Genomic DNA, 14021 nt, shown 5'->3' on the forward strand with positions numbered 1-14021 from the left:
GACTGTTCGGCTGGTCTCGGATGTATAAAGTCGCCGAAAGATGAGGGAGGCCATGGCAGCGCCGCGCCGAGCAGGAGCGGGGACCTTGTGGTTGGCGGGCTGGCTCCTGGTGCTGCCCGTCTCCGAGGCTCGGGCCCAGGGTGCCTCCAAGGAGGCGCAGGGCAGGGTGGTGGACCGGGTCGTCGCCATCATCGAGGGTCGGGTCCTGTCGTTGAGCGAGCTGGAGTTCGAGGCCCGGGTGGCCCTCGTCCAGCGAGGCGGCGTCCAGGCTCTCGATGCCCCTCTTGACGAGGAGACCCTTCGAGGCGCCCTGGAGCTGGTCATCAACCAGCGGGTCCAGGTGCTCAACGCCGACCGGCTCCAGGCGTTCCCCGCCGAGCCCGCCGAGGTGGAGGCGCGGTTGGAGTCCTTCCGCGCACGCATCGGTGGCCCCGCGGCGCTGGCGCGGTTCCTGGCGCGCGGTGACGTGGACCTGGAGGGGCTCAAGGCGGTCCTGGCTCGGGGGCTGCGGGCCGAGCGCGTCCTGGACAGCCGCATCCGGCTGAGGGCCCAGGTGGGTGAGACGGAGATTCGCCGCTACTACGAGCAACACTCGGCGGACTACCCCGCGGACTACGAGACGGTGCGAGACGTCATCCGGGAGAAGCTCTTCCGCGAGCGGTATGCCGCCCTGGCGGTGGAGGAACTCGCTCAGGTCCGGGCCTCGGCGCAGGTGCGTCGGGTGGCGCCCTTCACGCGGGAGGTGAAGCGATGAGGCGGCTGCGGGAGGATGGCGCGCCCCATGGCTTCCTGATCCGTCAGATGACGGTGGACGACCTGGCCGCGGTGATGGCGCTGGAGCAGGCGGCCTTCAAGAATCCGTGGTCGCAGGAGTTGCTCAAGCGCGAGCTCCAGCACGAGTGGTCCACCATCCTCCTGGTCGAAGAGGCCCAGGAGTCCGGGCCACCGCTGCTCCTGGGCCTGGCCATCTTCTGGATCGTCCACGACGAGGTTCACGTGCTCAACGTCGCCACCGCGCCCCAGCATCGGCGGCGGGGCGTGGCGAGGGCGGTGATGGAAGAGGTGCTCGAGCGGGGCAAGGGGCGGCGCTGTTGCCTCGCCACGCTGGAGGTCCGCAAGAGCAACGAGGCGGCCATCCAGCTCTACCGCGCGTTCGGTTTCCGGCCGGTGGGCATCCGTCCGAACTACTACGCGGACGAGGGCGAGGACGCGGTGGTGATGGTCCTCGACTTCTGAGCGCACGCGGAGTAGAGGAGCGGCCTGTTGTACCCTGGGTTGTCGAGTCACTGGGAATGACCTCGCTGGCGCTGACCTGTTCAGGTCTGCGTCATGCCGTGCTTGACACGGTGGGGTCGGTCCCTATACTCGCGGCCCTTTTCAGTAGTCTGTAGGTAGATATGCGCCGCCCCGTGTCGTTGGGGGGAGGCCAACCCGAGGAAGAGGTATCAGTGCCGACCATTAGCCAGCTGGTCCGCAAGGGCCGCGAGAAGCTGAACATCAAGGGCAAGAGCCCCGCGCTCAAGGAGTGCCCCCAGAAGCGCGGCGTTTGCACCCGCGTGTACACCACGACTCCGAAGAAGCCGAACTCGGCCCTCCGCAAGGTGGCGCGTGTTCGTCTGACCAACGGAATCGAAGTGACGTCCTACATCCCCGGCGTGGGCCATAACCTCCAGGAGCACTCGGTGGTGATGATCCGTGGCGGTCGTGTGAAGGACCTCCCGGGTGTGCGCTACCACATCGTTCGTGGAACGCTCGACTCCGTGGGCGTGGCGGGCCGCAAGCAGAGCCGCTCCAAGTACGGCGCCAAGCGCCCGAGCTGAGAGCAGCAGACCACCTTCGTTGTTTCAGAGTTTGGACGTTGAGCCCCGCACCCTGGGGAGCGTCCTGGTTGTTTCCTTCAGCAGATCAAGAAGCCCCGGTTGCAGCGACTCTCCAAGGAGAGTGGGGCGTAAGGGAAGAGAGAAGAGATGCCTCGTCGTCGCGTAGTCGCCAAGCGCAAGATTCTTCCGGATCCGAAGTTCCAGGACCGGCTCGTCACCAAGTTCGTCAACGACCTGATGCGGAAGGGCAAGAAGTCCATCGCGGAAGGCGTCTGCTACGGAGCCTTTGCCCTCATCGAAGAGCGCGCGAAGGAAGACCCCCTCAAGACGTTCAAGAAGGCCCTCGACAACGTCAAGCCGGTGCTTGAGGTCAAGAGCCGCCGCGTCGGTGGCGCCACCTACCAGGTGCCCGTCGAGGTCCGTCAGGACCGTCGTGTTGCCCTCGGGATGCGTTGGATCATCACGTACTCCAAGGCGCGTGGCGAGAAGACCATGCAGGAGAAGTTGGCCGGCGAGATCATGGACGCCGCCAACAACCGCGGTAACGCGGTGAAGAAGCGTGAAGACACGCACAAGATGGCGGAAGCCAACAAGGCCTTCGCGCACTACCGCTGGTAGGTCTTTCGGCCTCGCGGTATCCCGCCCGGATGCAGAGGTTGCATCCGGGCGGTTTCTTTAGGTGAAGCAGGTTCTCTGAAATCGTCCGGGTGGGTACGTGAGACGGGGCCCTGTGCCCTCCCGCCCTCATGGAGAGGTACCGACGCAATGGCTCGCGAGCATCCCCTGGAGCGCTACCGCAACATCGGCATCATGGCGCACATCGATGCCGGCAAGACGACCACCACCGAGCGGATCCTCTTCTACACCGGCGCCATCCACAGGATGGGCGAGGTGCACGAGGGGAACACCACCACGGACTGGATGGTCCAGGAGCGCGAGCGCGGCATCACGATTACGTCGGCCGCCATCACCGCCTTCTGGAGTCGCGGTGAGCATCGCTACCGCGTCAACATCATCGACACCCCGGGGCACGTCGACTTCACCATCGAGGTGGAGCGTTCGCTGCGCGTGCTGGACGGCGCCATCACCGTGTTCGACGCGGTGAACGGCGTGGAGCCGCAGTCGGAGACCGTCTGGCGTCAGGCGGATAAGTACAAGGTCCCCCGCATCTGCTTCATCAACAAGATGGACCGGGTGGGCGCGGACTTCGAGATGTCCGTGAGCACCATCCGCGAGAAGCTGGGCGCGCGAGCGGTGCGGATGCAGCTGCCGCTGGGGGCCGAGGACAAGCACCGCGGCGTCATCGACCTGCTGACGATGAAGGCGCTGGTGTTCGTCGACTCGGAGCAGGGCAGTCGCTACGACGTGGCGGAGATTCCGGAAGACTACCGCGAGCAGGCGGAGGCGGCGCGCGCGGAGCTGCTCGAGGCGGCGGCGGAGCAGGACGACGCGCTGACGGAGAAGTTCCTGGAGGGCCTGGAGCTGACCGAGCAGGAGGTCCGCGCGGCCATCCGCAAGGGCTGTGTGGCGCTGAAGCTGTTCCCAGTGTTCTGCGGCTCGGCGTTCCGCCACAAGGGCGTGCAGCCGCTGCTGGACGCGGTCATCGACTATCTGCCGAGCCCGCTGGATATCCCCCCGGTGCATGGCAAGACGCCCAAGGGCGAGGATGCCATCCGCGAGACGCGGGACGATGCGCCCTTCAGCGCGCTCGCGTTCAAGATCATGAACGACCCGGCGTTCCAGTCCCAGACGCTGACGTTCCTTCGCGTGTACTCCGGGAAGCTGGAGGCGGGGACGGCGGTGTGGAACTCGGTGAAGGGCAAGCGCGAGCGCGTCAGCCGCCTGGTGCAGATGCGCGCGGACAAGAAGGACGAGCTCACCGAGTGCTACGCCGGTGACATCTGCGCGGTGGTGGGGCTGAAGCTGGCCAGCACCGGCGACACGCTCTGCGACGACAAGCAGCCCATCATCCTGGAGCGGATGGAGTTCCCCGAGCCGGTCATCGACATCGCGATTGAGCCGAAGTCCACGGCGGACCAGGACAAGATCATCCAGTCGCTCCAGCGCCTGGCGATGGAGGACCCGTCGTTCCGCGTGAAGACGAACGAGGAGACGGGGCAGACCATCATCGCCGGCATGGGTGAGCTGCACCTGGAGATCATCGTCGACAGACTGCTGCGCGAGTTCAAAGTCGACGCGAACATCGGCAAGCCGCAGGTGGCGTATCGCGAGACCATCACCACCCAGACGGAGTCCGAGGGGAAGTTCATCCGTCAGACGGGCGGCCGGGGCCAGTACGGCCACATCTGGCTTCGGGTGATGCCCAACGAGCCCGGCAAGGGCTTCGCCTTCGAGAACAAGGTGACGGGCGGCGCGGTGACCAAGGAGTTCGTGGACGCGGTCCGCGACGGCGTCGCCGAGGCCCTGCAGAACGGCCCGGTGGCGGGCTACCCCATGGTCGACGTGAAGGTGGAGGCCTACGACGGCTCCATGCACGACGTGGACTCCAGCGAGATGGCGTTCAAGATCGCCGGCTCCCTGGCCTTCAAGGACGCGGTGCGCGCGGCCTCCCCGGTGTTGCTCGAGCCCATCATGAGCTGTGAAATCGTCACGCCTGACGACTTCATGGGCGACGTGATTGGCGACCTCAACGGCCGCCGCGGCAAGGTGATGGGCATGGCGCCCCGGCCCGGCCGGTTGCAGGCCATCCAGGCGCAGGTCCCCCTGGCCGCCATGTTCGGGTACTCGACAGACCTGCGCAGCCGCAGCCAGGGAAGGGCGACGTACACGATGCAGTTCAGTCACTACGCGCCGGCGCCCAAGACGGCGCTGAACCGGTACTGACGGCCACGGCAGGTGGCCCTGCGGGCGATTTCAGTTGACGTTGTGGCGGGTTTGGAGCAGGACGCAGCACCTTCGCAGTGAGTTTTGCGGGATTCGAGACGCGCCGGGTGGTTGACCGGCTCAGCCCCGGTTGAGGAGTTGTCATGGCCAAGGAAAAGTTCGAGCGTAACAAGCCCCACGTGAACATCGGCACGATCGGACACGTGGACCACGGCAAGACGTCGCTGACGGCGGCCATCACGAAGGTGCTGGCGAAGACCGGCGGCGCCACGTTCCTGGCGTACGACCAGATCGACAAGGCGCCGGAAGAGCGTGAGCGCGGCATCACCATCTCCACGGCGCACGTGGAGTACCAGACGAAGAACCGGCACTACGCGCACGTGGATTGCCCGGGTCACGCCGACTACGTGAAGAACATGATCACGGGCGCGGCGCAGATGGACGGCGCCATCCTGGTGGTCTCGGCCGCGGACGGCCCGATGCCCCAGACGCGTGAGCACATCCTGCTGGCGCGCCAGGTCGGTGTCCCGTATATCGTGGTCTTCCTGAACAAGGTGGACCTGCTGGACGACCCCGAGCTGCGCGAACTCGTGGAGATGGAAGTCCGGGACCTGCTGAAGAAGTACGACTTCCCGGGCGACTCGATTCCCATCGTCCCTGGCTCCGCCATGAAGGCGCTCGAGGGTGATACGAGCGAGGTCGGCGAGGGCGCCATCCTGAAGCTGATGGAGGCGGTGGACAGCTACATTCCGACGCCGCAGCGCGCGACGGACAAGCCCTTCCTGATGCCGGTGGAAGACGTGTTCTCCATCGCCGGCCGTGGAACGGTGGCGACGGGCCGCGTGGAACGTGGCATCATCAAGGTTGGCGAGGAAGTTGAAGTCGTCGGTCTGCGCGACACGCAGAAGACCGTCGTCACGGGCGTTGAGATGTTCCGCAAGCTGCTGGACGAGGGCCGGGCGGGAGACAACATCGGCGCGCTGGTGCGTGGTCTGAAGCGCGAGGACATGGAGCGCGGGCAGGTGCTGGCCAAGCCGGGCAGCATCAAGCCGCACACCAAGTTCAAGGCGCAGATCTACGTGCTGTCGAAGGAAGAGGGTGGTCGCCACACCCCGTTCTTCAAGGGATACCGTCCCCAGTTCTACTTCCGCACGACGGACGTGACGGGAACGGTGAAGCTGCCTGAGAACGTGGAAATGGTGATGCCGGGCGACAACATCGCGATCGAGGTGGAGCTCATCACCCCGGTGGCGATGGACAAGGAGCTGCGCTTCGCTGTTCGCGAGGGCGGCCGCACGGTGGGCGCCGGCGTCGTGGCGGAAGTGATCGAGTAGCAGGCCTCCTCCCGGCTCCCATGGACATCCCCTCGGGGAATTTCCAGGGAGCCGGAGGAAATCCAGTTGCATACACCGGGGCGGGATGGTAATCACCGCGCCCCTTCGTTCTGAAGAAACGGCTCTGTGACAACCAGGGGACGTCGGTCGTAGCGCCTCCCGGGGCGTTGGCACAAAGTTCGTTCTAAGAGGTTCTTGCGAATGGCGACACAGAAGATCCGCATCCGGCTGAAGGCATACGACTCGAAGCTCCTGGACCAGAGCGCGGGTGAGATCGTCGAGACGGCCAAGCGCACGGGCGCGAAGGTGGCCGGTCCGATCCCCCTTCCTACGCGCATCAACAAGTTCACGGTGCTGCGTTCGCCGCACGTGGACAAGAAGAGCCGCGAGCAGTTCGAGATCCGCACGCACAAGCGCCTGCTCGATATTCTCGAGCCCACGCAGCAGACGCTGGATGCGCTCATGAAGCTGGATCTGTCGGCCGGCGTTGACGTCGAGATCAAGTCCTAGGAAGCGGGTGGGCGTCCGAGTGGTTTCACTCCGACCCCCGCGAGGAAAGTGCCATGGCGAAGTTTGACGTTGTCGACCTCGATTTGAAGAAGGTGTCGGAGATTGAGCTCTCCGACGACATCTTCGGCGCTGAGCCGAACGCGCACCTCTTTTACGAGGTCGCGAAGATGCAGCAGATCAACCGGCGTCGCGGCACGGTGGGTGTGAAGAACACCTCGCTGGTCAGCGGCGGCGGCAAGAAGCCCTGGAAGCAGAAGGGCACCGGCCGCGCCCGCCAGGGTTCCATCCGCGCTTCCCACTGGGTGGGCGGCGGCAAGGCGATGGCTCCCAAGGCTCGCGACTACTTCTACCGCCCGCCCCGCAAGGTGCGTCGCGGCGCGCTGAAGTCGGCGCTGTCCCTGCGCGCCAAGGAGAAGACGCTCATCATCCTGAGCGGGTTCTCCCTGGACGCCCCCAAGAGCAAGCAGGCCTTCGAGGCGCTCACCAAGCGCCTGAAGCTGCAGAACGCTCTCGTGGTGGACGAGAAGAGCAACACCAACCTGCACCGCAGCGTGCGGAACCTGGCGAAGTTCGACGTGCTTCCTCCCGAGGGTCTCAACCTCGAGGCCGTTCTGAAGCACTCGCACCTCGTGCTCACCTCCGCGGCCGCGAAGACCCTCGAGGGGGCGCTCTCATGAATCTCAGCGACGTCATCAAGGGCCCGCTCATCACCGAGAAGCTGGACAAGGCCCGCGAGAAGTTCCGCCAGTACTCGTTCATCGTGGACCGCAAGGCCACCAAGCACGACGTGGCTCGCGCGGTGGAGACGCTGTTCAAGGTCACCGTCGAGGGCGTCAACACGAACGTCGTTCGCGGCAAGATCAAGCGCGTGGGTCGGAGCATCGGCAAGCGGCCCAACTTCAAGAAGGCGGTCGTCACCCTCAAGGAAGGCGACTCGATCGAACTCTTCGAGGGAGGGGCGGCCTGACGCTACGGCGTTGAGGTCAGCCTGAGGAACACACCATGGGCATCAAGAAGTACAAGCCGACAAGCGCCGCCCGCCGTCACATGACGGTGTCCGATTTCGCGGACATCACCAAGGACGCGCCCGAGAAGAAGCTGACCGAGCCGCTGAAGCGCTCGGGTGGCCGCAACGTGCACGGACACATCACCCGGCGTCACCAGGGTGGTGGTCACAAGCGCCGCTACCGCGTCATCGACTTCAAGCGTCGTGACAAGGACGGCGTGCCGGCCAAGGTCACCGCGGTGGAGTACGACCCGAACCGCACCGCCAACATCGCCCTGCTGACGTACGCGGACGGTGAGAAGCGCTACATCCTGGCCCCGGTGGGCCTGAATGTGGGCGACACGGTGTTCGCCGGCGAGACCGCCGACATCCGTCCGGGCAACTCCCTGCCGCTGCAGAACATCCCGGTGGGTACCATCATCCACAACGTGGAGCTGAAGCCGGGCCGTGGCGCCCAGGTCATCCGCTCCGCGGGAACCTCCGGACAGCTGATGGCGAAGGAGGGCCGCTACGCGCAGGTGCGTATGCCTTCTGGAACCGTTCGCATGGTCCTCATCGAGTGCCGCGCCACCGTGGGCCAGGTGGGTAACATCGAGCACGAGATCATCCGCATCGGTAAGGCGGGTAAGAGCCGCTGGCTGGGCATCCGCCCGACGGTTCGTGGTCTCGCGATGAACCCCGTGGACCACCCGCACGGTGGTGGTGAGGGTAAGTCCGGTCAGGGCAACCCGCACCCGGTGTCGCCGTGGGGCAAGAAGACCAAGGGTCTGACCACGCGCACCAACAAGCGTACTGACAAGTTCATCGTGAGCGGCCGCCGCCAGGGCGCGCGCAGCCAGTAAGAGGATTCGCAAGCCATGGCTCGTTCGATCAAGAAGGGTCCGTTCGTCGACGACTTCCTCGTCAAGAAGATCGAGGACATGATCAAGACGAACAAAAAGACTGTCGTGAAGACGTGGTCCCGCCGCTCCACCATCCTTCCGGAGTTCGTGGGTCACACCTTCGCGGTGCACAACGGGAAGAAGTTCATCCCGGTGTTCGTCACGGAGAACATGGTGGGCCACAAGCTCGGCGAGTTCGCCCCGACGCGTACGTTCGGTGGACACTCGGCGGAGAAGAAGGTCGCCAAGGCCCCGGGCAAGTAGCCTGGCGCATTGCCTGAGAGCCTGAGGAGATGACCATGGAGTCGACTGCACATCTGCGTTTCCTGCGCATGAGCCCCCGCAAGCTGTCCGTCGTTGCGGCGCTCATCCGGGGCAAGCCCGTCGAGGCTGCCCTCAACATCCTGAAGTTCACCAAGCGCGCTGCGGCCCTGCCGGTGGAGAAGCTCATCAAGAGCGCCGTGGCCAACGCGACGGACCTGTCCAAGGGTCAGGTCGACGTGGACACGCTCTACGTCAAGACCATCTCGGTGGACCAGGGTCCTACCCAGCGCCGGTTCATGCCGCGCGCCATGGGTCGGGCCACCCCGATCAAGAAGAAGACCGCCCACGTCCATGTGGTGCTGGCCGAGGCCAAGAAGTAGGACCCGTCGGGCCCAGCCCGGACGTTCAAGGAGATTCACGTTGGGACAGAAAGTTCATCCGATCGGGTTCCGGCTTGGCGTCATCAAGACCTGGGACTCCAAGTGGTTCGAGCACAAGAACTACGCGCAGTGGCTCCATGAAGACATCCGCATCCGCGAGTTCGTGAAGAAGTCGCTGAACCACGCGGGCGTGTCCAAGGTGGAGATCGAGCGCGCAGCCAACAAGGTGAAGGTCAACGTCCACACCGCGCGTCCGGGTATCGTCATCGGCAAGCGCGGCGCGGGCATCGAGACGGTGAAGAAGGACCTCCAGCAGTTCACGAAGAACGAGGTCTTCCTCAACATCGTCGAGGTCCGCAAGGCGGAGACCGACGCGCAGCTGGTGGCGGAGAACATCGCCACGCAGCTTGAGCGTCGCATCGCGTTCCGTCGCGCCATGAAGAAGGCGCTTCAGACTGCGATGAAGTTCGGAGCCAAGGGCATCCGCGTGGCCTGCTCGGGCCGCCTGGGTGGCGCCGAGATGGCCCGCTACGAGTGGTACCGCGAGGGCCGCGTGCCCCTGCACACCCTCCGCGCGGACATCGACTATGGCTTCGCCGAGGCCAAGACGACCTACGGCAAGATCGGCTGCAAGGTCTGGGTCTGCAAGGGCGAGGTTCTCCCGGGCAAGGGCGGCCAGGCCCCCATGCCTTCCAACCGCTAAGAGCCCTCCCGCTTTGGGCGCTCTCGAGAGAGGTCGCCCGGGGCAGGGCAGTGAAGGACAGCGACGATGCTTCAGCCTGCACGTACGAAGTACCGCAAGATGCACAAGGGCCGCACGCCCGGCGCCGCGCACCGTGGCAGCGACTTGACCTACGGTGAGTTCGGCCTGATGAGCCTGCAGCCGGGGTGGATTACGTCCCGGCAGATCGAGGCGGCTCGTATCGCGATGACCCGCCACGTGAAGCGCGGCGGCAAGATCTGGATCCGAATCTTCCCGGACAAGCCCATCACCAAGAAGCCCGCCGAGACCCGAATGGGTACCGGTAAGGGTGGCGTGGAGTACTACGTCGCGGTGGTGAAGCCCGGCCGCATCCTCTACGAGATGGAGGGGATGACGACCGAGGTGGCCACGGGGGCGCTGAAGCTGGCGCAGGCGAAGCTGCCGGTGCTCACGCGTATCGTGACGCGCACGGACCTGAGCCTCTAGGCACCGCGGCGGGAGCCGCCTTCGGGTGGGCTCCCGCACGCATGTGGAGATAGCAATGGCGACTGCGAAGGAACTGAGGGAGCTGTCGGCGGACGACCTGCAGCGGCGGGCGACGGAACTGCGTGAGACGCTGTTCCAGGACCAGCTCAAGCGGCGGACCGGCTCGCTGGACAGCCCGGCGGAGCGAACCCTGCACCGGCGTGACCTGGCCCGGGTGCTGGCGGTTCTCGGCGAGAAGAAGAAGGCGGCGAAGGCCTAAGGCCGACGTCGCGATTCCTCCAAGCGCGCTCGCCCGGAAGCGGGTGCGTGCGGCCATCCGGGACGCGAGAGCGCCCGGGTGCATGAGAGACAGTGAGAACAAAGATGGCTGAAACGACTGAAGCGCCCAAGGCAGAGACCTCCTCCCGCGGCCGTCCAAAGACGCGCGTGGGAATCGTCACCTCCAACAAGATGCAGAAGACGGTCGTGGTCACCGTCCAGCGCCGGGCTCCCCACCCGAAGTACGGGAAGATCATGAGCCTGCGCGAGAAGTACAAGGCGCACGTGGAGGACCACGACTATCCGAAGAAGATCACCATCAACGAGGGTGATCGGGTCCGGATCGCCGAGACCAAGCCTGCCTCGAAGGACAAGCGGTGGCGTGTGGTCGAGGTGCTGGAGAAGAGCAAGAACGTCTAGCACGCACCTCCACCTGCGCGGCCGTGAGGCGGTGTGGTGGAGTCACCGGCGATAGGAGATTCTCAGATGATTCAGATGACGAGCGTGCTCGACGTGGCGGACAACTCGGGCGCGAAGAAGGTGTTCTGCATCAAGGTGCTCGGCGGTTCGAAGCGCAAGTACGCGTCCATCGGCGACGTCATCGTCGTGTCGATCCGCGAGGCGCTGCCCAACTCGAAGGTGAAGAAGGGTGACGTGGCCAAGGCCGTCATCGTCCGCACCAAGCGCGAGGTGGGTCGTCCCGACGGCAGCTTCATCAAGTTCGATGGCAACTCCGCGGTCCTCATCAACAAGGACATGGAGCCCATTGGTACGCGCATCTTCGGGCCGGTGGCCCGTGAGCTCCGCGCCCGCAAGTTCATGAAGATCATCTCGCTGGCGCCCGAAGTCCTCTGAGAGGACCGCAGGCCGGACGGCGAGCAGCCAGAGAGACGAGGAAGCCATGCAGAAGATGAAAGTGGGAGACACGGTCCAGGTCATGGCCGGGGCCGAAGCCTCCGAGAAGAGTCCCGCGACGAAGCGCGGCAAGGTGCTGAAGATCGACCGCGAGGCGGGTCGCGTGACCGTTGAGGGTCTGCGCCTGGTCAAGCGTCACCAGAAGAAGACGCCCCAGAATCCCGAGGGTGGCATTGTCGAGAAGCCCGGCACCATCGCCCTGGCGAATGTCCAGGTCGTGTGCGCCAAGTGCGACAAGCCGACCCGCGTGGGGGTCAAGACCGAGGGCGAGAAGCTCCAGCGGTTCTGCAAGAACTGCGACGCGCTGATTGACTAGGAGTCCCTGTTGGGGCATGTATGCGCGCCCTTCTGCCCGCCCTGGTGGGCGGGTAGGGGGGCGTGCAGGCAACGAGGGCCTGGGTGGTTCCGGGGCCCTCGCGGTGTTTTCAGTTTCCAGATGAAGGACTGATCGGACGCGCTGGGTCCACAACGGCGCCCCGAAGCAGAGGATACGACGATGGCTGACGAGAAGAAGCCGGACCAGAAGGAAAAGAAGGCGAAGCGGGGCAAGAAGGAAGAGGCCAAGAAGGTTGGCTTCGCGGCGAACATCGAGGAAGGCCTCGAGAGCAAGCCGGCCCGCATGAAGGAGCGCTTCCGCAAGGAAGGAGTGCCCGCCCTGATGAAGGAGCTGGGCCTCAAGAACCCGATGGAGGTTCCGCGTCTCCAGAAGATCGTCGTCAACATGGGTCTCGGCGAGGCGCTCGCCAACAACAAGATCCTGGAGTCGGCGGTGGACCAGCTCGCGGCGATCACGGGTCAGAAGCCCATCGTCACGCGCGCTCGCAAGTCCATCGCGAACTTCAAGCTGCGTCAGGGCCAGGCCATCGGTGCCGCCGTGACGCTGCGTGGTACTCGCATGTACGAGTTCATGGACCGCCTCATCACCGTGGCGCTGCCGCGCGTGCGTGACTTCAAGGGCGTGTCCCCGAAGGCTTTCGACGGGAAGGGCAATTACACGCTCGGCGTGCGCGAGCAGATCATCTTCCCTGAGATCAACTACGACCAGATCGAGAAGGTGAAGGGGCTCAACATCAGCTTCGTCACCACCGCCGCGAACGACGAGCAGGGGTTGGCGCTGATGCGTCACTTCGGCCTGCCGTTCCGTCAGTAAGCCCTCGAGCCAAGGACCTCAAGACAATGGCCAAGCTCTCCAAGATCGCCCAGGCGAAGCGCAAGCCGAAGTTCGCCGTGCGCCAGTACAACCGCTGCCCGCTGTGCGGTCGGCCGCGCGCCTTCCTTCGCAAGTTCAAGATGTGCCGTATCTGCCTGCGCAACCGTGCGCTGCGCGGCGAGATCACCGGCGTCACCAAGTCGTCCTGGTAGCCGGAAGGGCAGGGTGCTGAGGGGCTCGGAAGGGCTCATCGGCACCCTGGGCGCGCTCCGGGAGGAGCTCGCTCAATCGAAGTTTCAACCTCAGCAGTGGCGGTCGGCGCGAACCCCCGGGATGGGCCCGGCAGGCGCGGCGGCCGCGAACGCGAGATGCTCGATGAGGGCTCTTGCTTGGAAGGTAGCTCATGCCGGTCAATGATCCTGTTGGCGACATGCTGACCCGCCTGCGCAATGCTTCGCGCGCGCGTCACGACAAGGTCGTCATTCCCCACTCGAAGCTCAAGCTCGAGATCATCAAGGTCCTCAAGGATGAGGGCTACATCGGGGAGTTCGCCGTCGCCACCCCCGAGGGCTCGCCGCAGAGCGAGATCACCGTGCAGCTCAAGTACGGTCCGGACCGCAGCCCCGCCATCACCGGCATCCGCCGCGTGTCCAAGCCGGGCCTGCGCCGCTACTGCGGCGTGAGCGACATCCCGCAGGTGCTGGGTGGAATGGGTATCTCCATCCTGTCCACGTCCCGCGGCATCCTGGTGGACTCCGAGGCCCGCAAGCAGAAGGCGGGCGGCGAGCTGCTCTGCACCGTCTACTAGCCAGCTGCCTGGCGGCCGCGCCTCGCGAGAGTGCGCGCCCCGGGCATACAGGACCGAGGCAACCATGAGTCGGATTGGAAAACTGGCGATCAAGCTCGGCGACAAGACGAAGGCCATCGTCGCCGGCCAGCAGGTGAATTTCGAGGGCCCCAAGGGCAAGCTGTCCGTGAAGCTGCCCGCCCGGGTCAAGGTGGAGATCAAGGACGGCCAGGTCAGCGTGCTGCGCGAGGATGATTCTCGCGAGGCGCGCAGCCTGCACGGCCTGACCCGCACCATCCTCGCGAACGCGGCGAAGGGCGTGTCCACCGGCTTCGAGCGGAAGCTGGACATCCGCGGCGTTGGTTTCCGCGCCGAGGTGAAGGGCAAGGCCATCCACTTCGCGCTAGGCTACTCGCACCCGGTGGTGTTCAACCTGCCGGAGGGTGTGACGGCTGAAGTCGACAAGGCGGCCCGCACCGAGGACAGCCTCCCCACCGTGGGGCTGACGCTCCGCTCGGCGGACAAGGAAGCGCTTGGCGCAACGGCGGTGAACATCCGCTCGTTGCGTCCGCCCGAGCCTTACAAGGGCAAGGGCATCAAGTATTCCGAGGAGCGCATCCGTCGTAAGGAGGGCAAGACCGGAACGACCTAGTCGTTTCGTCTGTCCTGAGGGTTCCCAATCC

The 14021-nt window shown here is 65.2% G+C and carries 22 protein-coding genes; all 22 read left to right on the plus strand.

Going from position 1 to position 14021, the window contains the following annotated elements:
- Nucleotides 1-52: 52 nt before the first annotated feature.
- The 22 genes from HUA76_RS29310 (at nucleotide 53) to rplF (ending at nucleotide 13990) form a co-directional block, all read left to right on the plus strand.
- On the plus strand, nucleotides 53-754 hold the full coding sequence (locus HUA76_RS29310; RefSeq protein ID WP_174458679.1) for a hypothetical protein: 702 nt from the start codon (nucleotides 53-55) through the stop codon (nucleotides 752-754).
- On the plus strand, nucleotides 751-1236 hold the full coding sequence (gene rimI, locus HUA76_RS29315) for a ribosomal protein S18-alanine N-acetyltransferase (RefSeq protein WP_141643988.1): 486 nt from the start codon (nucleotides 751-753) through the stop codon (nucleotides 1234-1236). The genes HUA76_RS29310 and rimI overlap by 4 nt, the downstream gene beginning before the upstream one ends.
- A gap of 212 nt (nucleotides 1237-1448) precedes the next feature.
- Nucleotides 1449-1820, plus strand: coding sequence for a 30S ribosomal protein S12 (gene rpsL / locus HUA76_RS29320; protein WP_043408969.1), 372 nt, complete (start codon nucleotides 1449-1451; stop codon nucleotides 1818-1820).
- A gap of 147 nt (nucleotides 1821-1967) precedes the next feature.
- Nucleotides 1968-2438 carry a 30S ribosomal protein S7 gene (gene rpsG, locus HUA76_RS29325; protein ID WP_011553340.1) on the plus strand — a complete coding sequence of 157 codons (471 nt, stop codon included), beginning with the start codon at nucleotides 1968-1970 and terminating at the stop codon, nucleotides 2436-2438.
- A 147-nt stretch (nucleotides 2439-2585) separates the two neighbouring features.
- On the plus strand, nucleotides 2586-4664 hold the full coding sequence (gene fusA, locus HUA76_RS29330; RefSeq protein ID WP_141643989.1) for an elongation factor G: 2079 nt from the start codon (nucleotides 2586-2588) through the stop codon (nucleotides 4662-4664).
- 143 nt (nucleotides 4665-4807) lie between these two features.
- Entirely contained in the window at nucleotides 4808-5998 is a 1191-nt protein-coding gene (tuf, locus tag HUA76_RS29335; protein WP_141643990.1) for an elongation factor Tu, read from the plus strand.
- Nucleotides 5999-6199: 201 nt separating this feature from the next.
- On the plus strand, nucleotides 6200-6508 hold the full coding sequence (rpsJ, locus tag HUA76_RS29340) for a 30S ribosomal protein S10 (protein WP_002633608.1): 309 nt from the start codon (nucleotides 6200-6202) through the stop codon (nucleotides 6506-6508).
- A gap of 53 nt (nucleotides 6509-6561) precedes the next feature.
- Entirely contained in the window at nucleotides 6562-7185 is a 624-nt protein-coding gene (gene rplD / locus HUA76_RS29345) for a 50S ribosomal protein L4 (protein WP_141643991.1), read from the plus strand.
- A complete protein-coding gene (locus HUA76_RS29350) occupies nucleotides 7182-7475 on the plus strand; it encodes a 50S ribosomal protein L23 (RefSeq protein WP_141643992.1) in 294 nt (97 codons plus the stop codon). Before rplD ends, HUA76_RS29350 begins: the two co-directional genes overlap by 4 nt.
- 35 nt (nucleotides 7476-7510) lie before the next feature.
- On the plus strand, nucleotides 7511-8356 hold the full coding sequence (gene rplB / locus HUA76_RS29355) for a 50S ribosomal protein L2 (protein WP_141643993.1): 846 nt from the start codon (nucleotides 7511-7513) through the stop codon (nucleotides 8354-8356).
- A gap of 15 nt (nucleotides 8357-8371) precedes the next feature.
- Entirely contained in the window at nucleotides 8372-8659 is a 288-nt protein-coding gene (gene rpsS / locus HUA76_RS29360) for a 30S ribosomal protein S19 (protein WP_046714300.1), read from the plus strand.
- Between the two features lie 35 nt (nucleotides 8660-8694).
- Entirely contained in the window at nucleotides 8695-9039 is a 345-nt protein-coding gene (gene rplV, locus HUA76_RS29365; protein WP_141643994.1) for a 50S ribosomal protein L22, read from the plus strand.
- A 40-nt stretch (nucleotides 9040-9079) separates the two neighbouring features.
- Entirely contained in the window at nucleotides 9080-9742 is a 663-nt protein-coding gene (gene rpsC, locus HUA76_RS29370) for a 30S ribosomal protein S3 (RefSeq protein ID WP_002633602.1), read from the plus strand.
- A gap of 66 nt (nucleotides 9743-9808) precedes the next feature.
- The gene (rplP, locus tag HUA76_RS29375) at nucleotides 9809-10228 is read left to right on the plus strand and encodes a 50S ribosomal protein L16 (protein ID WP_141643995.1); all 420 of its coding nucleotides are present in this window, start codon (nucleotides 9809-9811) and stop codon (nucleotides 10226-10228) included.
- 43 nt (nucleotides 10229-10271) lie between these two features.
- Nucleotides 10272-10487, plus strand: coding sequence for a 50S ribosomal protein L29 (gene rpmC / locus HUA76_RS29380; RefSeq protein ID WP_174459337.1), 216 nt, complete (start codon nucleotides 10272-10274; stop codon nucleotides 10485-10487).
- A 92-nt stretch (nucleotides 10488-10579) separates the two neighbouring features.
- A complete protein-coding gene (gene rpsQ, locus HUA76_RS29385) occupies nucleotides 10580-10906 on the plus strand; it encodes a 30S ribosomal protein S17 (protein ID WP_174459322.1) in 327 nt (108 codons plus the stop codon).
- A 66-nt stretch (nucleotides 10907-10972) separates the two neighbouring features.
- Nucleotides 10973-11341, plus strand: a complete 369-nt coding sequence (rplN, locus tag HUA76_RS29390) for a 50S ribosomal protein L14 (RefSeq protein ID WP_046714296.1) — start codon at nucleotides 10973-10975, stop codon at nucleotides 11339-11341.
- A 46-nt stretch (nucleotides 11342-11387) separates the two neighbouring features.
- On the plus strand, nucleotides 11388-11717 hold the full coding sequence (gene rplX / locus HUA76_RS29395; RefSeq protein WP_141643998.1) for a 50S ribosomal protein L24: 330 nt from the start codon (nucleotides 11388-11390) through the stop codon (nucleotides 11715-11717).
- A 303-nt stretch (nucleotides 11718-12020) separates the two neighbouring features.
- Nucleotides 12021-12551, plus strand: coding sequence for a 50S ribosomal protein L5 (gene rplE / locus HUA76_RS29400; RefSeq protein WP_174459338.1), 531 nt, complete (start codon nucleotides 12021-12023; stop codon nucleotides 12549-12551).
- A 26-nt stretch (nucleotides 12552-12577) separates the two neighbouring features.
- The gene (locus tag HUA76_RS29405) at nucleotides 12578-12763 is read left to right on the plus strand and encodes a type Z 30S ribosomal protein S14 (protein ID WP_015350175.1); all 186 of its coding nucleotides are present in this window, start codon (nucleotides 12578-12580) and stop codon (nucleotides 12761-12763) included.
- 191 nt (nucleotides 12764-12954) lie between these two features.
- Entirely contained in the window at nucleotides 12955-13359 is a 405-nt protein-coding gene (rpsH, locus tag HUA76_RS29410) for a 30S ribosomal protein S8 (RefSeq protein ID WP_141644000.1), read from the plus strand.
- Between the two features lie 64 nt (nucleotides 13360-13423).
- Nucleotides 13424-13990, plus strand: a complete 567-nt coding sequence (gene rplF / locus HUA76_RS29415; RefSeq protein ID WP_174459323.1) for a 50S ribosomal protein L6 — start codon at nucleotides 13424-13426, stop codon at nucleotides 13988-13990.
- Nucleotides 13991-14021 lie beyond the last annotated feature (31 nt).

Source organism: Myxococcus sp. CA056, from assembly GCF_013336715.1.
Classification (GTDB): domain Bacteria; phylum Myxococcota; class Myxococcia; order Myxococcales; family Myxococcaceae; genus Myxococcus; species Myxococcus llanfairpwllgwyngyllgogerychwyrndrobwllllantysiliogogogochensis.